Origin of the sequence: Streptomyces sp. NBC_01363 (assembly GCF_026340595.1) — a bacterium.
Classification (GTDB): Bacteria; Actinomycetota; Actinomycetes; order Streptomycetales; family Streptomycetaceae; genus Streptomyces.
This window is the reverse complement of record NZ_JAPEPF010000002.1, coordinates 2,561,586-2,585,291: the sequence shown is the minus strand read 5'-3', so window position 1 is coordinate 2,585,291 and position 23,706 is coordinate 2,561,586. Positions and strand designations below refer to the sequence as shown.

General features: G+C 70.2%; 19 protein-coding genes and 7 pseudogenes. 12 read left to right on the top strand and 14 right to left on the bottom strand.

Going from position 1 to position 23,706, the window contains the following annotated elements; all coding sequences use genetic code 11:
- Nucleotides 1-117 precede the first annotated feature (117 nt).
- From OG611_RS39085 to OG611_RS40990, 3 genes and pseudogenes are all read right to left on the bottom strand, one after another.
- Nucleotides 118-861, bottom strand: a complete 744-nt coding sequence (locus tag OG611_RS39085; RefSeq protein ID WP_266431194.1) for a GNAT family N-acetyltransferase — start codon at nt 859-861, stop codon at nt 118-120.
- Between the two features lie 433 nt (nt 862-1,294).
- Nucleotides 1,295-1,957: a lysophospholipid acyltransferase family protein gene (locus OG611_RS39080; RefSeq protein WP_266431468.1), complete on the bottom strand. Its 663-nt coding sequence runs from the start codon at nt 1,955-1,957 to the stop codon at nt 1,295-1,297.
- A 133-nt stretch (nt 1,958-2,090) separates the two neighbouring features.
- Nucleotides 2,091-2,357: pseudogene (locus tag OG611_RS40990) on the bottom strand (transposase); the annotation flags it as partial.
- Between the two features lie 452 nt (nt 2,358-2,809).
- Between OG611_RS40990 and OG611_RS39075 the strand changes: the two are divergent.
- Together OG611_RS39075 and OG611_RS39070 are read left to right on the top strand one after the other, a co-directional pair.
- Complete coding sequence (locus OG611_RS39075; RefSeq protein ID WP_266431192.1) at nt 2,810-3,304, top strand: hypothetical protein; 495 nt, start codon at nt 2,810-2,812, stop codon at nt 3,302-3,304.
- A gap of 509 nt (nt 3,305-3,813) precedes the next feature.
- Complete coding sequence (locus tag OG611_RS39070; RefSeq protein ID WP_266431190.1) at nt 3,814-5,109, top strand: S8 family serine peptidase; 1,296 nt, start codon at nt 3,814-3,816, stop codon at nt 5,107-5,109.
- A gap of 248 nt (nt 5,110-5,357) precedes the next feature.
- Here OG611_RS39070 and OG611_RS39065 read toward each other — a convergent pair whose 3' ends face one another.
- Nucleotides 5,358-6,029 (bottom strand): response regulator transcription factor, encoded by a 672-nt coding sequence (locus OG611_RS39065; protein WP_266431188.1) that lies wholly within the window; start codon nt 6,027-6,029, stop codon nt 5,358-5,360.
- Complete coding sequence (locus tag OG611_RS39060; protein WP_266431186.1) at nt 6,026-7,189, bottom strand: HAMP domain-containing sensor histidine kinase; 1,164 nt, start codon at nt 7,187-7,189, stop codon at nt 6,026-6,028. Before OG611_RS39060 ends, OG611_RS39065 begins: the two co-directional genes overlap by 4 nt.
- Nucleotides 7,190-7,301: 112 nt before the next feature.
- Here OG611_RS39060 and OG611_RS39055 point away from each other — a divergent pair, with 112 nt between their 5' ends.
- Nucleotides 7,302-8,834 (top strand): hypothetical protein, encoded by a 1,533-nt coding sequence (locus OG611_RS39055; RefSeq protein ID WP_266431184.1) that lies wholly within the window; start codon nt 7,302-7,304, stop codon nt 8,832-8,834.
- Between the two features lie 147 nt (nt 8,835-8,981).
- On the opposite strand, the gene OG611_RS39050 is transcribed toward OG611_RS39055, so the two are convergent.
- Nucleotides 8,982-9,398, bottom strand: coding sequence for a hypothetical protein (locus OG611_RS39050; protein WP_266431182.1), 417 nt, complete (start codon nt 9,396-9,398; stop codon nt 8,982-8,984).
- A 174-nt stretch (nt 9,399-9,572) separates the two neighbouring features.
- Nucleotides 9,573-10,979 (bottom strand): FAD-dependent oxidoreductase, encoded by a 1,407-nt coding sequence (locus tag OG611_RS39045; RefSeq protein WP_266431180.1) that lies wholly within the window; start codon nt 10,977-10,979, stop codon nt 9,573-9,575.
- Nucleotides 10,980-11,083: 104 nt separating this feature from the next.
- On the opposite strand from OG611_RS39045, the gene OG611_RS39040 reads away from it, so the two are divergent.
- Complete coding sequence (locus OG611_RS39040; protein ID WP_266431178.1) at nt 11,084-11,449, top strand: helix-turn-helix transcriptional regulator; 366 nt, start codon at nt 11,084-11,086, stop codon at nt 11,447-11,449.
- 143 nt (nt 11,450-11,592) lie between these two features.
- On the opposite strand, the pseudogene OG611_RS39035 reads toward OG611_RS39040, so the two are convergent.
- Both OG611_RS39035 and OG611_RS39030 read right to left on the bottom strand, forming a co-directional pair.
- Nucleotides 11,593-11,807 (bottom strand): annotated as a pseudogene (locus tag OG611_RS39035) (transposase); the annotation flags it as partial.
- Nucleotides 11,808-11,831: 24 nt separating this feature from the next.
- A complete protein-coding gene (locus OG611_RS39030) occupies nt 11,832-12,692 on the bottom strand; it encodes a putative RNA methyltransferase (protein ID WP_266431176.1) in 861 nt (286 codons plus the stop codon).
- A 708-nt stretch (nt 12,693-13,400) separates the two neighbouring features.
- Here OG611_RS39030 and OG611_RS39025 point away from each other — a divergent pair.
- Both OG611_RS39025 and OG611_RS39020 read left to right on the top strand, forming a co-directional pair.
- Nucleotides 13,401-14,282 (top strand): pYEATS domain-containing protein, encoded by an 882-nt coding sequence (locus OG611_RS39025; RefSeq protein ID WP_266431466.1) that lies wholly within the window; start codon nt 13,401-13,403, stop codon nt 14,280-14,282.
- Between the two features lie 353 nt (nt 14,283-14,635).
- Nucleotides 14,636-15,439, top strand: a complete 804-nt coding sequence (locus OG611_RS39020) for a methyltransferase domain-containing protein (protein ID WP_266431174.1) — start codon at nt 14,636-14,638, stop codon at nt 15,437-15,439.
- A gap of 269 nt (nt 15,440-15,708) precedes the next feature.
- Here OG611_RS39020 and OG611_RS39015 read toward each other — a convergent pair whose 3' ends face one another.
- Nucleotides 15,709-16,464 carry a TioE family transcriptional regulator gene (locus tag OG611_RS39015; protein WP_266431172.1) on the bottom strand — a complete coding sequence of 252 codons (756 nt, stop codon included), beginning with the start codon at nt 16,462-16,464 and terminating at the stop codon, nt 15,709-15,711.
- A gap of 151 nt (nt 16,465-16,615) precedes the next feature.
- Between OG611_RS39015 and OG611_RS39010 the strand changes: the two are divergent.
- Nucleotides 16,616-17,247 (top strand): annotated as a pseudogene (locus OG611_RS39010) (erythromycin esterase family protein); the annotation flags it as partial.
- Between the two features lie 177 nt (nt 17,248-17,424).
- Here OG611_RS39010 and OG611_RS39005 read toward each other — a convergent pair.
- The 4 genes and pseudogenes from OG611_RS39005 to OG611_RS38990 all read right to left on the bottom strand — a co-directional run bounded on the left by OG611_RS39005 (nt 17,425) and on the right by OG611_RS38990 (nt 21,156).
- Nucleotides 17,425-18,408: a GNAT family N-acetyltransferase gene (locus tag OG611_RS39005; protein ID WP_266431170.1), complete on the bottom strand. Its 984-nt coding sequence runs from the start codon at nt 18,406-18,408 to the stop codon at nt 17,425-17,427.
- Nucleotides 18,409-18,450: 42 nt separating this feature from the next.
- A pseudogene (locus OG611_RS39000) lies at nt 18,451-18,624 on the bottom strand (IS256 family transposase); the annotation flags it as partial.
- A 288-nt stretch (nt 18,625-18,912) separates the two neighbouring features.
- Entirely contained in the window at nt 18,913-19,731 is an 819-nt protein-coding gene (locus OG611_RS38995) for an isocitrate lyase/phosphoenolpyruvate mutase family protein (RefSeq protein WP_266431168.1), read from the bottom strand.
- Between the two features lie 405 nt (nt 19,732-20,136).
- Entirely contained in the window at nt 20,137-21,156 is a 1,020-nt protein-coding gene (locus tag OG611_RS38990) for an MFS transporter (RefSeq protein WP_266431166.1), read from the bottom strand.
- 122 nt (nt 21,157-21,278) lie between these two features.
- On the opposite strand from OG611_RS38990, the gene OG611_RS38985 reads away from it, so the two are divergent.
- The 5 genes and pseudogenes from OG611_RS38985 to OG611_RS38965 all read left to right on the top strand — a co-directional run.
- Nucleotides 21,279-21,875 carry a CGNR zinc finger domain-containing protein gene (locus OG611_RS38985; RefSeq protein WP_266431164.1) on the top strand — a complete coding sequence of 199 codons (597 nt, stop codon included), beginning with the start codon at nt 21,279-21,281 and terminating at the stop codon, nt 21,873-21,875.
- Nucleotides 21,876-22,052: 177 nt separating this feature from the next.
- Nucleotides 22,053-22,475 (top strand): annotated as a pseudogene (locus OG611_RS40810) (hypothetical protein); the annotation flags it as partial.
- Nucleotides 22,476-22,521: 46 nt separating this feature from the next.
- Nucleotides 22,522-22,632, top strand: a pseudogene (locus tag OG611_RS40805) (alpha/beta hydrolase fold domain-containing protein); the annotation flags it as partial.
- A 65-nt stretch (nt 22,633-22,697) separates the two neighbouring features.
- The gene (locus tag OG611_RS38970; protein ID WP_266431464.1) at nt 22,698-22,988 is read left to right on the top strand and encodes an alpha/beta hydrolase fold domain-containing protein; all 291 of its coding nucleotides are present in this window, start codon (nt 22,698-22,700) and stop codon (nt 22,986-22,988) included.
- A 185-nt stretch (nt 22,989-23,173) separates the two neighbouring features.
- Nucleotides 23,174-23,674, top strand: a pseudogene (locus tag OG611_RS38965) (serine hydrolase); the annotation flags it as partial.
- Between the last annotated feature and the right edge of the window lie 32 nt (nt 23,675-23,706).

Here is a 23,706-nt window from a genome sequence, read left to right as displayed (position 1 = left end):
GCCCAGTCGGCAAGCGCACGCTACTCACCTGAGCTGTTGCCGCGCTACTGGAGAGCGTCGGGCTCGCTGTTCTCACACGACATGGCATTCGCGGAGGAGGCGTACAGAGATCTTTCCTTACCGGCTTCGATCGACGGGGGAATCGCCGAGCCGAACGCTCAGCTGGGCACCCAGCTCCCGGAACCCCAGCGCCAAAGCCACACGCCGCGATGCATGGGGCCGTGCTCTCCACTGCGGCAGCAACGCGGCGTCAAGGGCATGTGCCACCGCCGCGGACGCCACGGCCCGCGCCAGGCGTCGGCCTCGACAGTCCGGGGCCACCAGCACACTCAGTTGGGCCACCGACCGCGGCCAGGACCGGTACCCGGCCGCGGCCACCACTGCATCACCCCGCCGAATACAGAAGGCAGGAGAGGATATGTACTCCAGACCACTCTCACCGGCCTCCTCCTCCCCGGCCAGGGCCAGCAGCGCGGCCAGGCTGCCGTCGCTGATCGGCAACTGCTCGGCCCTGGTGCCTTCATACGCAGGAAGAAAGCCCTCCCGGTCCAGATAGAAGAGCGAAGCCGGTCCGAGGACATCGAGCACAGGTAGCACCGCTCGCAGACAGGCAATGTCGAAAAGCTCTTCCTGGGACATCGTCCGCACTGCGTCGGCCACCATCCCTGCGGCCCGCGCGCTCGGAACAGCGACGATGGCCGCGCCACCGATCCGTACGACCCCGGTCCACGACGGCGGACACAACCGAGATCCGGGCGCGACCACAACTTGTGCCCCTCCCGACGGACAGAACTCGACCGGTGTGCCCGCCAGCTCCACCCACAACTCCCTGGCACGAAGGAGCAAGAGATCGTCAGTCATGAGCCGTATCCTTTCGGCTCCGCGCCCGGAGCGCGACAGGATTCCTCCCCGGACGGACAGCACACACCGCGGAACTCAACCCGGCCCTGATCCATGAGAGGCCGTCATGTCTCGTGAAATACCTTGAGAACCCGTCGACTTGGACGAGGCAGGACATCTGAAGAGACGTGTGCGTGAGCAGTTCGCAAACTCTTGGAATCCTGTTCCGAGGCAGCGAGGGCGACCACGGCTTGGTAGTGGTGGGTTCACTTGTCGTAGCGAGAACGGGGCCTGTGCCGGTGCGCGGCTACTACTCCGGCCTCGCCCGGGGCGGAGCTCACCACCCGTTACGACCAGTACGCCGGCAACGTGTGGCGGAGCGGCGACGACGGGCTGGACCGGCCGCGTATAGGCTCCGGGTCGACGACAGGGACCTGATGGCGACCACCAGGGACTATGCGGTGAGCGCGGCGGGCTCGCGCAGGTGGGCGGCCGCCGTCCGCCACGCGTTGGTCACCGCGGTACGGGCCTGCGCCGTCCGGACGGCGCGGGCGCCGGTCAGCTCCAGTGGCGTGCCCATGTGCACGTGGAGGTCCGGTCGGCGCAGAGGGGCTGTGGCCAGGCCGACGAGCTGCTTGGCGGTGCTGCCCGAGGTAATCCGACGGGCGCCGGCCTGGCCCACGGGTATGACGGGGGCGCCGGTGCGCTCGGAGAGCCGGGCCAGACCGCTGCGGAAGGTGCCGGGTGCCGATTCCGCAGCGTCCCTGCGGCGGGGCAGGCCCCCCTCGGCGTAGATGAGGACCAGCCGTCCCTGTTCCAGCGCTTCTGCTGCGATGTCCAGCGCGGCCGCGGCGCGCCGGTCCCCGCGGACGACGGGGATGTGTCCTTCGCGGGCGAGCGCGCGGCCGAGGAGCGGTATGCGCCACAGCCCTGCGGCCGCCATGATGACCGGACGGGCGCCGAAGCGGTGCAGTGCGGCAACCACGATCGCAGGATCGGCCAACGACGTGTGGTTCGCGGCGACAATGCTGCCAGGCGCGAGTTCGGCGCCGGGGTCGGTTGTCACCGACAGGCGGCCGACGGTGGGCACCAAGACGTCGGCAACGCGACTGAGCATGAGCGGTCTCCCGGTCTCGACGATGTTGATCTTCATCGTCGAGGGCAGGCGCCGACTGGGCATGAGTTTTCGTACTCATCTTCTCGGCAGATTTTCCCAATACCGCGCCGAAGCCCTGTGCTGGTGGGTGTCTTCAAAGGGGCCTGATCCAGAGCAACAGTGCAGTGAGGGTGACTGGCACCTGGCAGGACTCGGGGGTCTTGTCATAGCGGTGGGTGATCGCGCGGTACTGCTTCAGCCTTTTGAAGCGGCGCTCGGCAGCATTGCGGAGCTGCGTATCGGAGGCCGGGGGTCTGCCGCTGTGGTCATCCCGGTTGCGGCGGTTGGCCCTTGAGTCGGAGCGCTCCCGGATGGTGTGGGCAATACCGCGTCTGAGCAGATGTGCGCGGATCTTGCTGGAGCCGTGGTTCTTCTCAGCCCTTGTCGCGCAGAACGTGGTCGGGCCGGGTGTGCGAGCGGCCGGGATCGGGGCGCGCGATGCGAAGTATGTCCATCACAGCGTCCATCTGCGCCCGCACCACCCGGACCATCCGCGTGTCGGTATCCGAGAGCTCAGGACGACGCACCCTTGCTCTGCGTGATCCCCTCGACCCGCTTTGGAGACAGGCCGTAGGACCACTGACGTATGCGCACAGTACTGCCGAGAGACGATGACGCGGCGTCAGGTGTGGTGAAAGGCTGGCCCGCATGACGAGAACAGCCGGGGCAGCGGGCGGCAGAGGACGCGCTCCGCGTTCCCTGACCCCCTTGTGCGGCCACGCCGGCCCGATCCGCCTCGCTGACGGGCCGGGCCGGACAATCCGGTATCCGGGGGTGCGGCCCAGGCGCCCGAGTCTCGGGGCCTGAGGTCCGATGCGGCCCCGGACGGGTCGGACCGGGCCGCCACGCTCTGCTCGCCCTCGCCACCCCCCTCTGTCCCGCTGCCTCACGCACCACTCAAGGAGACCGTGTGACCACCATCAGCACAGCCGTGCGCCGCGCCTCGGCCGTGGGCCTCGCCCTCACCGCCTGCTTCACCGCGCTGCCCGGCGCGACGGCGACAGCAGCGGGCCGCTGGCCTCCCGCTTCGGACGCACTGTCGCTTTCGCCTCCTACAGCGCCGACGAGCTGGTCGAGATCGTTCGCCGCCAGAGCACCCGGGACGGCTACGAGTGCGCGCCGGCCACGCTGGAGGCGCTGCGCCGCCATTTCGCCGAGGTCGACCGCGGCCCGACCTTCGGCAACGGGCGCTACGCCCGCACCGTGCTCGAACAGATGATGACCCGCCAGGCCGGGCGGCTCGTTTCCGTCCCGGATGCCGACATGGACCAGCTGCGGCTGCTGCTTCCCGAGGATGTGACGGTATGACGGACGAAGGCAGGATGACGGGCAGGCTCCAGGGCGCCGGGCGGTGTGCCACCTGCTTCGAGGCCTTCAACCCCGCCTGTCCACGGGCGGTACTGGACGAGCAGTCGCAAGAGACCCCCCCGGAAGCTGAGCGAGCCGGTGAAGCCGCTGACGCCCGCGTCCCGGCCCCGGACCACCGCCGGGCCCGCCATCGCCGGCGGCCCCGGGACCGCCCCTGCGGAGCCGGGCCGGCTCGCACCTCTCTCGGACGTCCGCGGGGCAGGGCGCCCCTCCATCCCGGTCCGCGACCCGCGCCGCCCGCGGACGGATACGTCGGCTTCCCCGCCCCCGTGGCAGGAGCGCACCGCGCCCCGTTCGACGCCCGGCACGACGTCCCCGGCGCCGATACCGGGTACGTCGGGCCGCCCGCGTACCGCCACGCCCGGCGCTTCGCCGGCCCGCGCCCAGCGCCCCGACGCCGCCGCGCCCGGCAGGGCCGAGGCCCCGAGCACGGAAGGGGGTGCGTCCCGATGACACGCGTGCCCCGCCCCCCGGATCTGCCACCCCGATCCGGTGGTGACCGGTGCGGTCCGTGGATCCCGGGGGGACGACTCCCCCATAGGACCGCCCGGAGGACCGCCCGCGGACTCGCCGCGGTCCTCGCCACCGCCCTCACCGCGGCAGCGCCGCTCGCATCGGCGTCCCCCGCCGCGGCCGACGTCGGCCTGCCCCGGATCTCCGCGGCCCCGCCCCAGAACGGCGGATGCGTCAAGCCGTCCCGGCAGCATCCCGCCGACGTCCCGTGGCCGCAGCAGTACATCGCCCCGTCCCGCGCCTGGGACACCACCCGCGGTGCGGGCGCCACCGTCGCCGTCGTCGACACCGGCGTGGACGCCGTGCACAGCCCCGCCCTCGCGGGCCGCGTCACGCCCGCCTCCGCCGCCGCCGGAACCGACTGCATCGGCCACGGCACGTTCGTCGCGGGCCTGATCGCCGCCGCGCCGCGCCCCGGCGCGGGGTTCGCGGGTGTCGCCCCCGAGGCCGGGATCATCGCCGTCCGCGCCACCGCGTCGGACGGCACCGCCACCGCGAGCAGCGTCGCCGCCGGGATCGACGCGGCCGTCGCCCGCCGTGCGCGCGTCATCGACGTCCCGATCGCCCTGGCCAGGAGCAGCCCGGCGCTCGCCTCGGCCGTCCGCAACGCAAGTCGCCACGGCGCGGTGGTGATCGCGCCGGCCTACGCGTCGAGCAGCACCGTCACGGGATCCGGGGACGCCCCCGCCCCAGCCGCCTATCCGGCCGCGTTGCCGGACGTCCTGGCCGTCGCCGCACTCGGGCCGGGCGGCGTCCCGGACCAGAAGCTCGCCCCCCGCACCGCGCCCGACCTGGCCGCGCCCGGCAACGCCGTGATGAGCGTCGGCCCCGGCGGCACGGGCAGCTTCACGGGCGACGGCGCCGAATTGGCCACCGCCTTCGTCGCGGGTGCCGCCGCGCTCGCCGTCGCCGCACACCCAGACCTGACGCCCTCTCAGTTGACCGACCGACTCACCGCGACGGCGTATCACATCCCGGCCGACAAGGCGCTGGTCGGCGCCGGCACGGTGGACCCCGCTGCGGCCGTCACCGCCCCGGATCCCACGGCCCGCCCGACCCCCCGCGTCCCGGCCGCCCTCCACCTGCCGCCCCCCGAGGCACACCCCGGCCGCACCATGGCCATCGCCGTCACCTCCGCCGCCGTGGCAGCCATCCTCATCACGGCCTTCGGCGCGTTCACCCTCCCCCGGGCCCGCCGCAGAGGCTGGCGCCCGGGAGGTTCGGCGCCGTAGGCAGTGCGTCGGCATACGCGGCACCGGGCTCCGTCCGCTCCGACGACCAGGTCGGCCTCGGTCGTGGAGCTGTCGGTGACATGCGGGCGGTGAGGCTGTCGGTGACACGCTGGCGAGGACAGCGTGCCGGGGTGTGCGGAGATGCGTCGTGTGCCTCTCCCCCGGTCTCGGGCGACGGGACAGGACTGGACGGGTGTGGCCCGGGGCATGGGCCTGTTCATGGCCCGCCTTCGTAACGCCCCGTCGCGTCAGACGGCCGGAGCATCGGCGATGCGATACCCGACCCCGGGCGTCGTCGTGATGACCGGCGGACCGCCCAGCTTGCGGCGCAACCGGCCGACGGTGACGGTCACCGTGTTGGTGAACGGGTCGGCGTTCTCGTCCCAGACCTGTTCCAGGAGGTCCTCGGCGCTCAGGAAGCCCGGACCGGCACGCAGCAGCGCCTCCAGGACGGCGAACTCCTTGACGGACAGCTCCAGCGGACGGCCGTCACGTACGGCGGTCCGGCGCACCGGGTCGAGTTCGAGGCCGGCGGCGCGCAGCGTACGGGCTCGGGCGGCCGGCCTGCGGCGGGCCAGGGACCGGATGCGGAGGATCAGCTCCGGGAAGTGGAAGGGCTTGGCGAGGTAGTCGTCGGCGCCCAGGGTCAGACCGCTGACCCGGTCACCAGGTGCCCCGGCCGCGGTCAGCATCAGCACCATCGCGCGATCGTCCTGCTCCGTGATCATCTGGCAGAGCGCGTCGCCATGGATGCCGGGCAGGTCGCGGTCGAGGAGCACCACGTCGTACGCGTTCACGTCGAGCTTGGCTGCGGCGGCCAGACCGTCGTGCGCGATGTCGACGGCCATCCCCTGATCCCGGAGCCCCTCGGCGACGACCTCTGCGAGCGACCGCGCGTCCTCCACGACCAGAACCCTCACCGTGTCACCCTTCCGAAACCGGCCGCCGACGGCAGCGCCGCCGCCACGCGCAGGCCGCCCTCCGGGCGGGCCAGGAGAGCGAGGCGACCGCCGTGTGCTGCCACGATCGCGGCGACGATCGACAGTCCCAGGCCGGAACTCCCCTCCGACCCCGTCCGGTCGGCGCCGAGCCGCTCGAACGGCTGCGTCAGCCGGTCCACCCGGGCCTGGTCGAGGACCCGCCCGCCGGTCTCGACGACGAGGCGTGCCTCGGTGTCGTCGTGTTCGGTGGTGATCCGGATCCAACCGCTCTCCTTGTTGTGCACGATCGCGTTGTCGACCATGTTCTCCACCATCCGGGACAGCAGCGCCGGACTGCCTCGCGTCCAGGCGTCCGGCCGTGCCTCGTCGTCGACGGTCAGCGTCTTCGCGGCGATGTCCGCGGCCCGGTCCGTCAGCGCCGCCCGCGCCAGCTCGCCGAGCGACACGGGGGTCCGGTCGGCGAGGGTGCCGTGCTGGGCTCGGGCAAGGACGAGGAAGCCGTCCAGCAGGTGCTCCACCCGGTCGAGCTCGGTCCGCAACCGGCCGACGAGCGCGACGGTCTGTGGCGCGGGCTCCGGTTTGGCGACGGCCACGTCCAGCGACGCCCGCATCGTTGCCAGCGGCGTACGCAGTTCGTGCGAAGCGTTGCCGACGAAGCGGCGCTGCGCGACGAACGAGGCTTCGAGGCGTTCCAGAAGTCCGTCGACCGTGTCGGCGAGTTCCTTGACCTCGTCGACGGGTCCGGCCACGGCGAGCCGCTGATGCAGGTTCTCCGCGGAGATCCGCCGTGTCGCCGCGGTGATCAGTCGCAGCGGGCGCAGGACCCGGCCGGCGAGGACCCGGCCGAACAGGAGCGAGACGCCCGCCATCACCACCAGTGCGATCAGCGAGCCGACCAGCAGTTGGTGGCTCTGCTGCGCATGCACGTCCGAGAGTTGCCTCTGCAGATCCCGGATCTGCTGCTCGGCGGCGGCCAGGTCGGGTCGTCCGGTCGGGGGCTGCTGAGGCGCGACTCCCGTCACCCGGCCACCGGACATCAGGTAGGTCAGGGCGAGCAGCACGATTCCCGATCCGAGGAACCCCGTGGCGTAAAGGATCGTGAATCGCCGTCCGACGGTCCCGCTCCGCAGCTTGTCCATGTTCCTCTTCCCCCTCGGGTCCGGCCGAGCCCAGGTTGCCCCAACGCACCTAACAGCGGCATGACAGAGGCGGTTCGGACCACGTTATGGCCCGATCCGTAGAACCGGGGCCATGCTCACTACCAACGAACTGCTCCGGCGGGAGTGGACCGGGTTCCGGCGTCCGGGACGGCTGATCGCGATGGCGGCCGCTGCTCTGGTCGTCGTCGCCCTCGGTCTGCTCGCCGCATTCGGCAACCACACGTCCTGCGACGGCCCGTGCCCCGCCGAACCAACCGGGCCGGACGGGTCCCTCGTCAACGACCAGTTCTCCTTCCTCCATCGCGACCTGGGCGAGAACGGCAGCATCACGGTCCGGATGACGTCCATGACGGGCACGATCACCTATCCGCCGCCGGACCATGACCGGATCGTCCCGGGCCTGGTGCCGTGGGCGAAGGCCGGGATCATCATCAAGGACGGGACCCGCCGGGGATCCTCCTACGCGGCGTTGATGCTCACCGGCAGCCACGGTGTGCGGATGCAGTACGACTACCGACATGACATCGCAGGCAGCGTCGGCGGGGTCTCGGCCAATTCGCCGCGCCGGCTGAAGCTGACGCGGTCGGGCGACACCATCACCGGCTACGAGTCGGTCGACGGCGTGCGGTGGACGAAGGTCGGCGCGGCGCACCTGACCGGGCTGCCCGAGGCCGTGCAGGTGGGCCTGTTCGCCGCTTCTCCCGGCGACCTGACACTGCGGTCCGTCGGCCTGGGCGGCGCCACGGAAGAGGTGCGCTTCACGCAGGCCGGCGGTGTCTTCGACAATGTCGTGCTCAAGGGCGCGGCCTCCGCCGGTGGCTGGCGCACGAACGCCGTCGGCGAGATGAACCGGACCGACTGGGAGAAGTACCACAAGGCGTCCGGAGCGGTGCAGAAGAACGGCACGATCACCGTCACCGGCACCGGCGACATCGGGCCGGGAGGTACGGAGGGCGGCGGTCGCCCGGTCGAGCGCACCCTCGGCGGCCTGGCTCCCGGGCTGCTCGTCGTGCTCGTGGTCGCCGTGCGGTTCGCCACCTCCGCCCCCCGCCCCGATCCCGCGCGCGGCACGCCGGTCACCCGCCGAGTGCTCGCGGTGAAGGCGTTCGTCGTCGGGGCCGTCACATTCGTGACCGGTCTCCTCGCCGTGGGCATCGTGGTCCTGGTCGGCGTGGCGATCCCGACGGGGAGCGGGACCTCCGTCATCGGGGTGTCCCCGCTCACCGGAGTGCGGGTCGTCGTCGGTACGGCCGCCGTGCTCGCCCTCGCCGGCGTGCTCGCTCTCGCGCTGGGTGCCCTGATTCGGCGCGCCTGGCTCGCGATCCTCGTCGCCGTCCTGGCGGTCGCGGTTCCCTACGTCGTGACCTCCTTCCCGCTGCTGGCCGACGGCCTGTCGGAGTGGCTGCTGCGGGTCACTCCGGCCGCCGGCTTCGCCGCCCAGCAGACCCTCATCCAATATCCGCAGGTCATCGCCCACTACGCGCCCTCCGCCGGATACTTCCCGCTTCCGTGGTGGGCCGGGATCGCCGTGGTGTGTGCGTACACGGCGACACTTCTCGGAATTGCCCTGAGCCGCCTGCCGCAAAGCCGTCAGCAGGCCGAGCAGCCGCCGCACTGGAGCTGACCCATGACGGCGCAGGAGCCGGGGAGTTCCTGCGCCGTCATCGCGGGCTGCCGGCGCGATGCGGGGATTCCGGAAAGCGGTCAGGGCTGCTCATGTCCACCAGTCCGTCACGCTTCGGCCTCGGGTCCGGTCGTATGCCGGACCGCGTCAGGTGGTGATGGTGAGGATCGCCGAGCCGGTGAGCTGGTGCGCCGCGTTCTCTGCGTTCAGCCGGAAGTAGACCGTCTGTCCCGCGCCCCGGTGGAACGTGAACGTGTTGCCGGTCAGCAGCGGACCCGACGCCCGGACGAAGCACGGCCCGTCGGTGGTCGAGGGCCCACTGCAGTACGTCTCGCGGTAGCCGGTCGTCACCGTGTCGGCCGGGTCCTTGGCGTCCCAACCGACCGTCACCTGCTCGGTGGCCGCGTCATAGCTGTACGTCAGGCCGGTCGGCGCCGGTGCCGGCGCGGTTCGGGTGATGCCGGTCGGCGCGGCCACCGCCGGGACGACGGTCGCTCCCCCCGCTGCCACCAGCGCCATGGCCACCGCCGCTGTGCGGCAGGCGATCCGTACGCGGTCTCGCATGTCTCCTCCAGGATGTTGATCGGGCCGAAGGACCGGACGGTACGAGCCCGGCCCGCTGCCTGGATGGCAGACAAAGGGCGGCGGGATGGCGAGCAGCTGAAGTCTTGCCACGGTGTGCCTGGACGTGGCGTGGCCCCCCGAACGGGCCGAACTCGCCCACGCAGACCGCCCCGATCAGACCTCACCCGCCACGGCACACCCATCAACATCAAGGGGTGAGGAGACCGGAGCGGGTGCCGGAGCGGGTGCCGGAGCGGCGCAGCAGCCTCCGCCGTCGGCCTGGTCGGTTGCCGGGGCGACTGCCTGGTCGGCTGCCCGGCCGTCGAAGAGTCCGGCGCCGCCGCAGACTCCGGTCTCGGGGAGGGTGAGTTCGACGCGGTCGGCGGACTCGAGGTCACCGGCGATGGCAGCGGTGACGGAGCGGGCCTGCTCGTAGCCGGTCATGGCCAGGAACGTCGGGGCGCGGCCGTAGGACTTCATGCCGACCAGGTAGACCCCCGGTTCGGGGTGGGACAGCTCGCTGTGGCCGTGGGGGTAGACGGTGCCGCAGGAGTGCTGGTTGGGGTCGATCAGCGGGGCCAGTTCGGTGGGAGCCTGGAGGCGTTCGTCGAGGCCGAGCCGGATCTCGGAGAGGAACGACAGGTCGGGACGGAAACCGGTCAGCACAATGACCTCGTCCACCGGGTCCAGACGGCGTCCGTCCTCACCGACCAGGATCAGGCGGCCGTCTTCGCCACGCTCGATGGCTTCGGTGCGAAAGCCGGTGACCGCGTCCGCGTGCCCGTTGTCGACGGCGGCCTTCGCGGCCAGGCCGAGGGCCCCTCGGGCGGGAAGCTGGTCGGCGGTTCCGCCGCCGAACGTGGCTCCGCCGATACTGCGGCGCAGGATCCACACCGCGTGTGTACCGGGCTCCGCCTTCGCGACGTCGGCGAGGGTGGCCAGGGCGGTGAACGCGGAGGCGCCGGAGCCGATCACGGCGGTGCGCCTGCCTGCGTAACGGTCGCGGACGATCGGGTCCTTGAGGTCGGGGACGCGGTAGGTGATGCGGTCGGCTGCCGCCTTCTCGCCGAGGGCGGGCAGACCGCCGGCCCCGGCCGGGCCGGGGGTCGTCCAGGTGCCGGAGGCATCGATGACCGCGCGGGCGAAGACACGCTCCTCGCCGCCGTCGGCAGTGGTGAAGTGCACGACGAAGGGCTGGGTTTCGCGTTCGGCATCGACGACACGGTCGCGGCCGGCACGCGAGACACCGGTGACAGTGGCGCCCAGGCGGACGTGCTCGCCCAGGACATCTGCCAGCGGCTGGAGGTACCACGCGGCCCAGTCCCCGCCGGACGGGTACGTTGTGGCGTCGGGCCGGGTCCAGCCGGTCGGCGCCAGAAGCTTCTCGGCGGCCGGGTCGGTGACCTCGCCCCAGGTGGAGAACAGCCGCACATGCGACCAGTCGCGTACGGAGGAAGCGGCGGCCGGTCCCGCTTCCAGGACCAGCGGTTCGATGCCGCGCTCGACCAGATGGGCGGCGGCGGCCAGCCCGGTGGGGCCGGCGCCGATGACGACAACCGGCAGGTCAGCAGTGGTGGTCATGGCGGTGATGTCCTCCGGAATAGGCGGCCGATTCGGCTGCTGTTTCGATTGCTGTCGATATCAGGAGCTTGGCACCAGGCATCGACAAGTGTCAACATAGACACATGTCGAAGTCAGAGCTTGTGGAACTGCCGGCCCTCGACGCGGGGACCCTGGTGCCGTGCTGCCCGCCCATCACCGCCGGGGAGCTGTCGCAGGACGACGCGGAGAAGATGGCCCTCATGTTCAAGGCCCTGTCGGACCCGGTGCGGTTGCGCCTGTTCTCCAAGGTCGCCTCGCACCCGGGGGGCGAGGCGTGTGTCTGCGACATCTCCGACGTCGGCGTCTCCCAGCCGACCGTCTCCCACCACCTGAAGAAACTCCGCGAGGCCGGCCTCCTGACCTCCGAGCGGCGCGGAACCTGGGTCTACTACCAGGTCGCCCCGTCCGTCGTGGCGGCCATGTCCGCCATGCTCGACCTGCGCTCCTGACCGATGGCCCGGGTCGACCGGCCAGCCGGTGCGGTCCCTCGGCCCGGCAGAAGACCCGCTCACCCTTCATGCGGGGAGACCATCTGGCCGCCGCGCTCCCGCCGATCGGGGCTGCCTGGGCGGTCAGTTGCCCCTGGAGCCGAGTCCCACGTGCCGTCGGCGGCCCACCTGCGAAGTCGTTTCCACACCGCCTGCCAGGGGCCGAACACTTCGTGGGGCAAGTCTCGCCACGGGATCCCGGTGCGACACCGGGGATGATTCCCTCCACGGTGCGGCGGCGGTCTGCGAACGTGCGCTCTGCCTTCCTCGTGGTGCAGGGAAGGCAGAGCGCCGGGCGTGCCCACTGCTCGTCGGTCAGTAGGAACGTGCGCCCGCTTTCAAGTCACCGAGGCCGGTAGGCGGTGGCCAGCACGGAGACGGTGACGGTGACGGTGACCCGGCCGGGCACGAGAACGTGATCGGCCAGGTCCGCACGGTTCAGGTGGCGTGCGCTCGGCGTCATCCCCACCAGGTCAAGGGCCTCCGGTCCGGTCAAGGACGTGACGTACTCGACCACCTCGGTACCGGCGGCCTCGAAGAATGGGGCCAACGCCTTGTGCAGGCGACGTTCCTTGGCCGGGTCGATCGCGACCATTCCAGGCACCTCACTGCGCAACTCGTGCAGGTGCCGCCCGGTCGGACGTACCACGACCAGCCGACCGCACGGGCGCAGCACCCGGCGAAACTCGGCCGGGTTGCGCGGGGCGAACACGTCCAGCACGATGTCGGCCATCCCGTCGGCCAGTGGGAGGGGACGGAAGACGTCCCAGGTCGCGGCGGCTGCTCGCTCATGGGCACGGGCCGTCGCGCGCAGCGCGCGCACTGAGGTGTCCAGGCCCAGACCGCGAGCACCGGACAGCTGCTCGAGGACGCCGGCCAGGTAGTAGCCCGTGCCGCACCCGACGTCCACCACGGTGCTCCGCTCGGGCACGGCGCCGGCCGCCAGGTGGGCCACGGTCCGGCGGATCGGACCGAACCCGCCGGTGGCCAGAAACCGGTCCCGGGCTCGGACCATGGCCGCGTCGTCGCCGCTGGTGGCGCGGGTGCCCGTCAGGAGGCTGACATAGCCATGCCGAGAGATGTCGAAGGTGTGGCCCGTCGGGCAGCGCAGCGCGCCACGGTCGGAGTGGAGACAAGCGTTGCACGTCGGGCAGCGCAGAAGATCGAGGAACGATTCGAGGGCAGGGGAAAGCAAGACAGGCACAAGGCACTCCTGGCAGCGGTATGAGGAAGGGACCGTGCCTGCACGCGCGGTCGGCAGATCGCCGCCCCAGGGGCAACGGATCGGCGGCGGCCCTCGATGCGGGCGGCGCCGGAACGCGGGTCACGCGGCAGGCACACCGAGGAGGGCGATGCCGTCCGGCATCGCCCTCACAGCCTCCCGATCAGTGGAAGCAGCAGTGCGGAGTGCTCATGAATGCCACGGCACGATTCTACGAGGCTCAGCCGAAGCCCCTCGCATTCCGCAGTCAGGAGACACGGCCTGCGCAGGCGATGTTCCGGGTGATCTCAAAGCACTACGAAAATGAGGCAGGAATCGAAGTCGTCAGCAACTCCGGTGAAGACAGATTTCGACAGGTTTCGACAGGGACAACTCCTCGACCACGGCCGAATTGTCACCTCCTGCGGTATCCCGAGAACCTCCGACCCCCAGGACCGGCTGGTGCGCACGGAGCGCGCCGTACGACTGGTCGCAGCCGCTCGTCGAAGGCCGCGACGAGCACGGCTCGAACTGCCGGAAGAGCCCTCCCTGCTCAGCTGCGCTCCCTGCTCAGCTGCTTTCACGATCGGCGGTCGAAACCAGCAACACGAGACTACGGTGACCACGTTCGGCACCACGGACCGACCAGGCCCCGAAGGGTCTCGAACCGACGCCGATGGCGACCCTTTCACGTGATCACGAAAAAGTGCCCTGGCCCGTGCCCTTGAGATGGTCGGCGAGATCTGCGCGGCGTTGGTCGCCGCACTCCGCGCGCGGGTCATTCACTACGACATCAAGCCCCACAACGTCATGATCCCCCCGGACGTGCGCGTCAAGGTCGTCGACTTCGGGATCGCCGGGTTCGTCCAGACCGCGTTCTCCGTGGCGCGCTCCTCCCAGCTGGAACCCGCCGGCACTGTGGAGTACGGCACGCCTGAACAGTTCCTCGCCGAGCGCGGCGATGAACGCTCCGACCTGTACGCCCTCGGTGGAGTGCTGTTCGCCTTGCTCGCCGGTCGGCCTCCCTTCACCGGACACAACTGGCTCGCGGTCATCCGGCGCAAGGACGAAGAGGAAGCCCCACACCTGAACGTGCTCCGCCCTGACCTGCGGCCCGAAGTGACCGCGCTCGTCGCCGAGCTGTTGCGACGCGATCCCGCTCAGCGCCCTCGCTCGGCGCGGCAGGTCCACGACCGTCTCCAACAGCTGCGGGCGGACCTCGATCCAAGAGATGCGGGCAGACCGACTCCCCCGACCACCGTGGCACCACCGCATGCCGTGAGCGCCAAGGCCGCTCCGAGGATCCACGTGGCCCATGCGGCACGTCGAGACAGGTCGTTGGACAGAGGCAACTACAGATACCACCGAATCCGCGTCTTCCTTGAAGGGGATGACGACGGCGATCTCGATCGCGTCACCAAAGTCGTCTACCACCTTCATCCGACCTTCCCCGAGCCGGATCGCCTCGTCACGGACCGGACGACAGAGTTCGAATTGAGCATGTCGGCATGGGGAGAGTTCACACTGACGGCAGACGTCCATGTGGAGGGCCGGCAGGCCCCTTTGAGGCTTGAGCAATATCTCAACCTCTGACCCTGCCGGACACCCGGTCGAGGGCGGGGAATCAGCCACGCCTCCTTCGGTCACAACCCGACCCGGTCGCTCAGCTACTCGGCGACACCGGCCGGTCGACCGTCGATGCCGCGCAGAGCTACATCCCGCTGATCGAGAGCGGGCCGCCGTCCCACCGGGACAGCACCAGGTCCCACGCGCCGCTGCTCCTCCGGCGCGGCTGCGAACACTCCCGCGGCGGAAGACAAACGGGTCGGGTGACACCATCCTGACCTCGGCAGCCGCCGAGTCTCTACTGGTCCGCCCGTAAGACCGGCGGACGGGCCACGGCCCTGCGAACGGGGTGCGGCTGCCCCCTCTGCCAGAATCGCCACATGGCTGAACACAACACGGATCACGGCTACCTGCTGGACAACCAGCAATCAGAAGCAGGGGTCCGCTTCGGCGCCCTCGGTGAGTTGTTCGATCCGGTGACGTTCCGGCATGTCGACCAGCTCGGGATCGCTGCCGGCATGCGGTGCTGGGAGGTCGGTGCCGGCGCTCCGTCCGTACCCCTCGGGCTGGCCGAGCGGGTCGGCCCGGCGGGAACCGTGGTCGCCACCGACATCGACGTGTCATGGACCCGAGGGGTCGACGGAGGCGTGATCGAGGTGCTGCGGCACGACGTGGCGGCCGACCCGCCGCCACCCGGCAGCTTCGACCTCGTCCACGCCCGACTGGTCCTGGTACACGTCACCGATCGCGCCGAGGCGCTGCGCCGGATGGTCCAGGCGCTACGGCCCGGCGGCTGGCTTCTCCTGGAGGATGCCGACCCGGGGTTGCAGCCGCTGCTGTGCCCGGACGAGTCCGGTCCCGAACAACGGCTCGCGAACCGACTGCGATCCGGCTTCCGCGCCTTGATGGCGGCACGCGGCGCGGACCTCGCCTACGGGCGAACCCTCCCCCGGCTGCTGCGCGAAGCCGGTCTTGCGGACGTTCAGGCCGACGCCTACTTCCCGATCACCTCACCGGCCTGTGACGTCCTCGAAGCAGCGACCGTGCGGCAGATCCGCCGCCTCCTGGTGGCGGAAGGGCTTGCGACCGACGAGGAGATCGACCGCCACTTGGCCAACGTCGCCACCGGACGTCTCGACCTCGCCACCGCCCCTATGATCTCCGCGTGGGGACGCCGCCCGTAGCCCTCCCCGATCGGCTCTCACACACATAAGCCATCCAACTGGACTGTCTTCCTCGCCCTGTTGGCGGTTCCTTTCCCACCTTTCGTACGATCGGGGCGCCCCATGGGCCTGCCCGTCGGCCTGACGATGATCACCGGGTCGCATACGGAGCCGCTGAGCGTCCCGCCACCTCCGGCGAGGGGCACGTCCCGACCCGGTCCGCTGCCTTCGTCGATTTGGTGGAGCGGCGTCTGCCGACGGTTTCCGGAGCTCGGCCGGCGGCCGAGATCTCATCCGCGCTCGCGGAGGTACGCCTCAAGCTCCGCGGCCCCGGTCAGCATCGCGCGCCCGCGGGCGGACAGCCGGCCACGCCAGTCGTGCAGGGCGGACTCCAGCGGCTCCAGCCCGCCGGCCGCCCGCACTTGGGCGATCAGCGGGGCAATCCGCTCCAGCAGGTAGCCGCCCCGCCTGAGTTGATGGGCCAGTCGGGCATCCCGCACGTCGGCCTCGTCGTAGACGCGGTATCCGGTCCGCGAGTCGCGGCGCGGGCTCACCAGCCCGGCGCGCTCCCATTTGCGGAGCGTCGCGGGACGGATCCCGAGCTTCCTCGCCAACGGTCCGATGAACGTTCCGCCGGGCCGGAGGACAGCTGTGTCGGGTTCGGACACCGCCGCGTCGGGTTCGAACGCCGCGGTGGGCGCCAGGTCGCGGAGGGCGCTCTCCACGGCTTGGAGGGTCCGGCGGTCGTCGAGGAGTTGGGCGTGACTCCCGTCGATGAGACGGAACGCCTCATCGACCGCTTCCTCGTTCACCGCCCGCATGATCGACGTCGCAGTGTGGTGGCCGTGACCGGGCACCAGGGCGAGGAACGCGCGCAGGGCCTGTGCGTGGAGCGCGGTGTAGGTGCGGTAGCCGTGGGGTGTGCGACCGGCGGCCGGAAGGATTCCGGCCGCCTCGTAGTTCCTGATCGCCTGCGTGGACAGACCGTGCCCGCGGGCCAGGTCGACCGGCCTGAGCCGTTCACCATTTTGAAGGTTTCGAGCCATGGTCCCGTCGATGTCATCGAAGAGTTTCAAATGAAGGTTCAACGATACCGTTGAATACATGGCTACTGACATCAGAGCCATCGCCCATGCCGTCGAGGCTGCCGCCGTCATGAGGCTGCTCCCGGCCCGGCCCCGGCTGCTCGCCCTGTAGTCGGCCGAGGCCATGGAGCTGCGGCTGCTCGCCGACGACCTGGTGGCGCTGCTCGACGCGCAGACGCCGCAGCTGATCGCGGCGACCCGCGGGACGACTGGGACCGGGCACGCCTGTACGGGCGCACCGCCACCGGCCTGCTGCGTTACCACTACTGGATGGCCGACACTTCATCGAGCCGCATGACGCGGCTGGTGGGCCTGCGGGACCAGGCCATGGCCGACAACCTCCTGGCCCTCGCCGCCCGGGGCCCGGCACTCGTCCACGCCCACAACGCCCATCTCCAGCGGGAGAAGAGCTCGATGCAGTTGTGGGTGGGGCCGGTGGAGTGGTGGAGCGCCCGTGCGCTGGTGAGCGCCCGGCTCGGTGAGGGGTACGCCTTCGTGGCCACGGCCCTCGGCACGATCCGGCACCACGGAGTGGGCACGCCGCCGCCGGACACTGCCGAAGGACTCCTGTACGCGCTCCCCGAGGACCGCTGCGTCATCGACGCCCCGCAGCTGGCCACCGCCCTCGGCGACACACGGCCCGCGCCGCACATATCCCCCTGGTTCGGCTATTCCCCGTTCGACCCCGCCCATCTGGCGGACAGCGACGGCATCGTGTTCGTCAAGGACGTCCCGCAGAGCTAAGGGCTGTCGTCAGCAGCACGGCCCGTCCACCACCCACAGGCTGCGGAAGCGATCACCCAGAGCTGATCGCCCGGGTACGGGCGGGTGCATGGCGGGTGCGGGCGGGTGGGCGCGGCCGACGGGCCGGAGGCATGGTCACATCCTATGGACTGACTGGACAGCCCGATGACCGATCGGTCAAGCAAGCGGCTTGCGGTATCGGACGTACTCGTTCTGCCGCCGGAACCCCACGCTCTCGTAAAGATCGTAGGACCGGTGCGGATTTGCCGTGCCCGTGAAAAGCCGGGCGGTCGTTGCCCCTTGCTCGCGAAGGATCCGCAGCCCGTCAAGCAGCAGGGCTCGGCCGATTCCGAGGCGTCGCTGGCCTGTCCGGACACTCAGCTCTTCGACCTCACCCACGGTGTGATCGTGGTGGCGGATGGAGCAGAGGGCGACGCCGACCATGTCCTGCCCGTTCCATGCAGCCCTCCAGCATGCCGGGTCGGCGGTGTCGACGAAGTCCTGGAAAGGCCATTTCTGAGTGAAACCGGTGTCCGCATACGAATCGACGACCGTCCTCCAGGCTGCACGGTAGTGGCTTGTCCCGATCGGCCCTGTCCGTATCCCGGCCGGCAGTTCGCTGCCCGGCTCGGGCAACTGCCGCAGATCGTCCAACTCCAGCTCGACCAGGCTGAAAACACGTCGGTATCCGGTTGCGAGCAGAAGCGCCTTGGCGTCCTGCTCGGAGGTCATGGCGTTCGCGCCGATCATTGCCGACCGCGCCGTCCCATGCTGTACGGCGAGCCGACGGATCCGCTCTTCGGCCCAGCTCAGCATGGCCGAGCCGATGCCCTGGTGGCGATGCTCGGGCAAGAGGTAGCCGCGGTGCAGGTAGAGCCACGTATCGTCCCGCTCCTGCCACCACCGGATCGTCGAGTAGCCGACGACGTTTCCGTCGCGCACTACCAGGATCTGGTTTCTGGACGGCTCCTCCAGCTTGGCAGAGGCTGCGGCGATCTCAGCCGCTGTCGGGAGCCCCTCCACAACCGAATGGGCATCGACCCGGTCCCGTTCAGCACACCCCAGCCGCACCACGGCCATGGCGTTGTGGTCTTCGTCGTCGCGACACGGCCGGAACCTGAAGCCGGCCGGAAGGTACTGTCCTGGCGTGTCATCCGACATGGCCGGAGGATCTCAAACTCTGAGGCAGGACCGCCATCCTATTCATGCAGCGGTCGTCCGCGGCCGTTCAACGAGCTGGCCGCGTTCGAAGCGGACCCCGGCGCGGACAAGGGCGACGAGGTGTCGTGCGTTCACGGCTCGCCGCCGCTGTTGGGCGGACTCGACGAGCTTGAACACCATGACGCACGCGACGGCCGCGCTGCCGACGCCCTTGGTGCCGTCCCCGCGCACGCCCATCAGCCCGAGCACGCACGCCTCCGCCTCCGCCTCCGCCTCCGCCTCCGCCTCCGCCTCCTGCAGGCATATGCGGAGGTGGATGCCGTCGGCCCATGCGTAGACGTAGTAGGTGCCGATCTCGTCGATCAAGGAGGAGCCGTTGGCGGTGGTGCCGTCATCGTTCACAACGTTGCTGCGGATGCGGATGCGGATGAAAGCTTCGATTGGTCGTTCCGTGCTGGGAAGTTGGCCACGCCGCAGGGTGTGCGGAGTCGGCTGGTGAACCGGTCAGTGGGGCTCGGAGAGCAGGGCGTTGAGCTCGGGGAAGGCGATGCCTTCGGCGAGGGAGTCGTAGGCGCCGGTACCGAAGAGCTCCTGCGCGGCGCGGCGCGCGGCGGCGTAGGCGGCTTGTGCCACGCCCGAGCCGAGACTGACGCGTGCCACACCAAGGACGCCGAGATCGGCAACGGTCGGGGTGCCGGGGCCGGCCATGACGTTCAGCGGTACGGAGATCTCCCTGGCCAACGCCGTGATGGTGGCGGTGTCGGTGACGCCGGGGACAAAGATGCCGTCCGCACCCGCGTCAACGTACATGTGGGCCCGGGTCAGGGTCTCCTTCAGTCGGGTGTCCGGATCACCGAGCCCGAACAGGAAGGTGTCGATACGGGCGTTGAGGAACAGGCCCGCACCTGCGCGGTCCGCGGTCTGCCGGGCCGCAGCCAGCCGCGACGCGAGCTCTGTCGGGGGCCGGGTGCCGTCCTCGATGTTGACGCCGACGGCGCCCGCCGCGAGCACCCCGGTGACGGTCTCGGCGACTCCGGCGGCGTCCTTCCCGTATCCGCCCTCGATATCAGCGGTGACCGGAACCGCGACGGCGTCGACGATCCGGGCGATCAGCTGCAGCGCTCGGTCGCGGGCAAGGACGTCGCCGTCCGGAGAGCCGAGCGACCATGCGGCCCCGGCGCTGGTGGTGGCGATCGCGGGGGCGCCCGCGGCCTCGATGACGCGGGCGCTCGCAACATCCCAGGCATTGGCAAGCGCGAGTGGCACGGATGGAGTGTGCAGAGAGCGGAAGAGGTAGGCGTCGTTCGGCCGTGTGATGGTCATGGGCGCAATCAAACATCGACTACCACCCGCTGTCCGGCAAGAATCCGACATGGCCGTCGCCCTCGATTCGGACGGGCAAATGACTCAAGGAGCGGCACGACAGCCGTCCCAACACTCCTGACCAGACGCAGCTCATCAGTCAGCTCATCGCTCAGCCGCCGGCGATTTCGCCGGAGTCCTACGCGTACGCAGCCCCATCGGCGCGTGTACCGGCTCCCCGAGGTGCAACCGCCATCGGACTGCTGTGCTGGGAGATTCGACGTGGCCGCTCGGATTTCCACGGCACACGCTCAAGGTTCGGCCCTGTTCAATGCGACGTCGCCCGGTCCTCGGCCGAGTCGACGGTTGTCGACGGGATGACGAAGTAGGCCAATGCCGCGAGGACTGCCACACTCGCTGGGAGTATCAGAGTGCCGGGAAGGACCAGGCCGCAATCGGTCCGGCAACGGACGCTCCCATGGCGAATCCGGTGATCTTCAAGCTGGCGCCGGTGGTGAAGATCTGGCCGCGCAGGTGTTCCGGGGCCTCCCGGTGGCGTACTGCGAACAAGGCGGCCAGTTGGGGCCCTTCGCCGATCCCGGCCATCAGTGCGGCCGCGATCAGCACGACTGGCCGACCCGACGCGGCCAAGGCCAACGCGGCAGCCTGGACAAGGGCACCGGCCCAGATGATTGTGTCGGGCGCGACCGAGCGCGGAAACCGTGCGAGCACGGCGTTGGCCATCAAGGCAGAAAACGCCGCGCAGGAGAGCAGCATCGCGCCACGGCCGGCTCCGCCCAGAACACGCTCGCCGAGCAGCGCGATGCAGGCCGTCAGCATGCCCTGAGCCGCACAGGAGACGACCGAGCTGAGGGTCGCTCGGGCCAGAGACGGTCTCCTGACGATGACCCGTATTCCGGCAGCAAGGTCGCCGATCACCGAGGTTGCCCGAGGGCCCCGCCTCCAACCGGAGTGGGCGGGCAGCATCCACGCGGCGGGCAGCGCCAAGCAGATGAGCCCTGCGGAGACCACCACGGCCGTCGGAGCTCCCAGCACCTCCGCCATGCCGCCGGCGAGGGCCGGACCGGCCAGACTCGCCGCACTGAACGTCATGGCATCGAGCGCGTTCGCCCGGGGCAGACCGTCGCCCGTTACCACCCGGGACAGTTGAGCCGTCCATCCGCCCGACAGGGCCGGCCCCAGCAGCCCCGTGAACACGGCGATCAGGATCGTGACAGCGAACGGCAAGCGGCCGAGCCCCACGAGGATCACCCCCAGACCAGCCGCGTACAGGACGAGGGCCCCTGCCAACAGGCGGCCCGGCCGTCCCGCTCTGTCGAGAAGCGCCCCGAGCACCGGCCCTCCTACCGCGGCGGAGATCGTGATGCCCGCGAGCAGCGACGACGCGTCGGTGGACGATCCGGCCAGTGTGAATCCTGCGAGCATCAGTGCCGGTCCTGACATCTCGTCCCCGGCACGTGCTGCCACTGCTCCGGTGAGATAGAGGCGGAGCGAGTAACGCATTTTCATGTATAAGACGTTACGGAGGTAACCCAAAACTCAGCAAGATGCGTTACATTGTCTGCGTGCCCTCCAACCTCGACGACTGGTCCACCCGGCACTCCGTGCTGACCATGGCTCGGCGAACCGCCGCTCTGATCAACGTTCTCGACGACGACTGCCCCGACCCGGCCGAAGTCGCCGAGGTGCTTCGCGCATACGGTGAGACAGACCCCGTCGACCTCACCACTCGCGATGTCGCCGGGATGCGTACGTATGCCGCCCTGCTGCGGGAAGTCTTCGCCGCCGAGACCACCGACGCTGCCGCCGCCGGCCTCAATCGCCTCCTGCAGGAACACACCGGGCCGCTCCGCCTGACTTCGCACGGGGGCAGTACCCCCTGGCACCCCCATCTCGACCCCGACGACGACGCTCCCTGGGACGAGTGGCTCCTCGCCTCGTCCTGTATGGCCCTGACCGTCCTCGTCTGGGACCGCCAGCGTCCGCCCGGCAGGATCTGCTCCTCACTCAGCTGCCGGAACGTCTTCATCACCCAAGGCAGCGGCCCGGAACGCCACTACTGCTCCCGCCGATGCGCAACCCGCGAACGGGTCGCGGCCCATCGGCGCGCCCGCTCCGCCGAGCAGTCGGGCCAGACCGAGTAGGGCAGCCGGAGCCGATGCGGTATTCCGTCGGACTTCGGTGGCGCGCGCTCCGGATCAGCCGTCACAGGACACGCGTCGGTTGGCCATGTTGAGCAGCACAGCCGGCCACAGGCTCTGACCGGCGTGGCTGTCTGTCGTGCGCGGAGCAGTCACCGAGCGCGCAAGCCTGCGCACTGGATGCGCCGACGGGACCACGGCCGTACAGCCAGCCCCTCCTTGCCAGGAGGAGGGGCGCCGTTCGGTGCGCGATCCGTGCTGGATGCGCGACGGATGGCGGATGAGCTCACGGGGCGGCGGCCGGAAGGATGGCCGACATGGATCCCGAACTCGAAGCATTCATCCCGTTGTTCCCCCCGGGCCGACCTGGCCGATCCGGTTGCCGAGCGCAAGAACTTCGCCGAATTGGCCGCCGCGGTGCCGGCACCGGACACCGCGGGCATGAAAATCGAGGACCGTAGGGTGCCTGCCGACCCGGACGTGAAGGTGCGGATCTATCGCCCGCGCCTGGCGCGGGGTGCCATCGTCTGGCTGCACGGCGGCGGATGGGTCATGGGTGATCTGGAGACCGAGCACCCGTGGGCTGCCCGGGTCGCGGAGAGTTCCGGCGCGGTGGTGATCTCGGTGGGCTACCGCCTGGCCCCCGAGCATCGGGCATCGGTTCCCGGCCACGCTGGACGACGCCTATGCCGTACTGGCCTGGACGGCCGAGCACGCAGCCGAACTCGGCATCGCCCCGGAGCGGATCGCGGTCGGAGGGCACAGTGCCGGCGCGGGAATCGCGGCCGCGGTGGCGCTGCGGGCGCGTGATGAGCGGGGCCGCCGATCCGCTTCCAACTCCTCAACCAGCCGGGGCTCGACGATCGGCAGGAGACGTGGTCGGCGCGGAACTTCACGGCTACCCCCTGGTTCAACCGCGACAAGGCCACCGCGGCCTGGCGGCACTACCTGGGCTCCATCTCCGCCTCCCCGTACGCGGCACCGGCGCAGGCCGACGACCTGTCGGGCCTGCCGGCCGCATTCATCGCCACCGCGGAGTTCTGTCCGAACCGCGACGAAGCCGTCTACGCACTGCGCCTGCTCCAGGCGGGCGTTTCGGTCGAACTGCACCAGTGACCAGGCACTTTCCACGGGTCGCAGGCGATCCTGTCCGCCGAGGTGTCACAGCGGCAGATCGCCGAACTCGGCGCAGTGCTGCGCCGCACCCTCGCCGAGTGAGCCGTCGACACCGAAGTGCACACGGAGAGAACCCGTTTGCACCCGTTGATCACGAGAGGACGAGTGTCTTGAAGATCCGACTGATGGTCTGTGGAAGCGCGGCCGCGCTGAGCATCTGTGCGGGCACGGTGACAGCGGTTCCCACTGCCAACGAGACAGGGGCCGAATCGGCCGGCAGCACGAGCCCGTCGGCCGGCTTCGATGCTGGGGAGCCGGCTGCTTCTCTCGTATCGACCATGGAGGATCTCAACCGCTTCTACGGCAGGCTGCTCGCCGGCAGGATCGTCAAGCCGTCGTCGCTGGCGCAGATGCAGCGCACGGTGCCGGTCCACACCTTGGAAGGGACGAGGACGATCGACTACGGCCTCGGCCTGCACCAGGTCACGATCCCCGGTTGCGGCACGTTCTGGGGCCACGACGGCACGGTCCGGGGAGCCGCAACGATGTCCCTGACCCGCGCCGACGGAAAGCGGCAGATGTCCGTCGCGGTCAAACTCATGAGGCGGAACGAGACGGACTCTTCGGGGAAGCCGCAGCACCACCCCATCGACGACGCGCTGTCGGCCCTGTACCGGAAGGCGATGTGCAGTACAAACGGTGTGCGCCAACGGAGCAG

Coding starts and splice junctions, on each gene's coding strand:
- OG611_RS39085 (WP_266431194.1), bottom strand. CDS start 861: ATGACTGACGATCTCTTGCTCCTTCGTGCCAGGGAGTTGTGGGTGGAG.
- OG611_RS39080 (WP_266431468.1), bottom strand. CDS start 1,957: ATGCTCAGTCGCGTTGCCGACGTCTTGGTGCCCACCGTCGGCCGCCTG.
- OG611_RS39075 (WP_266431192.1), top strand. CDS start 2,810: ATGCGGCCCCGGACGGGTCGGACCGGGCCGCCACGCTCTGCTCGCCCT.
- OG611_RS39070 (WP_266431190.1), top strand. CDS start 3,814: ATGACACGCGTGCCCCGCCCCCCGGATCTGCCACCCCGATCCGGTGGT.
- OG611_RS39060 (WP_266431186.1), bottom strand. CDS start 7,189: ATGGACAAGCTGCGGAGCGGGACCGTCGGACGGCGATTCACGATCCTT.
- OG611_RS39055 (WP_266431184.1), top strand. CDS start 7,302: ATGCTCACTACCAACGAACTGCTCCGGCGGGAGTGGACCGGGTTCCGG.
- OG611_RS39050 (WP_266431182.1), bottom strand. CDS start 9,398: ATGCGAGACCGCGTACGGATCGCCTGCCGCACAGCGGCGGTGGCCATG.
- OG611_RS39045 (WP_266431180.1), bottom strand. CDS start 10,979: ATGACCACCACTGCTGACCTGCCGGTTGTCGTCATCGGCGCCGGCCCC.
- OG611_RS39040 (WP_266431178.1), top strand. CDS start 11,084: ATGTCGAAGTCAGAGCTTGTGGAACTGCCGGCCCTCGACGCGGGGACC.
- OG611_RS39020 (WP_266431174.1), top strand. CDS start 14,636: ATGGCTGAACACAACACGGATCACGGCTACCTGCTGGACAACCAGCAA.
- OG611_RS39015 (WP_266431172.1), bottom strand. CDS start 16,464: ATGGCTCGAAACCTTCAAAATGGTGAACGGCTCAGGCCGGTCGACCTG.
- OG611_RS39005 (WP_266431170.1), bottom strand. CDS start 18,408: ATGTCGGATGACACGCCAGGACAGTACCTTCCGGCCGGCTTCAGGTTC.
- OG611_RS38995 (WP_266431168.1), bottom strand. CDS start 19,731: ATGACCATCACACGGCCGAACGACGCCTACCTCTTCCGCTCTCTGCAC.
- OG611_RS38990 (WP_266431166.1), bottom strand. CDS start 21,156: ATGCTCGCAGGATTCACACTGGCCGGATCGTCCACCGACGCGTCGTCG.
- OG611_RS38985 (WP_266431164.1), top strand. CDS start 21,279: ATGCGTTACATTGTCTGCGTGCCCTCCAACCTCGACGACTGGTCCACC.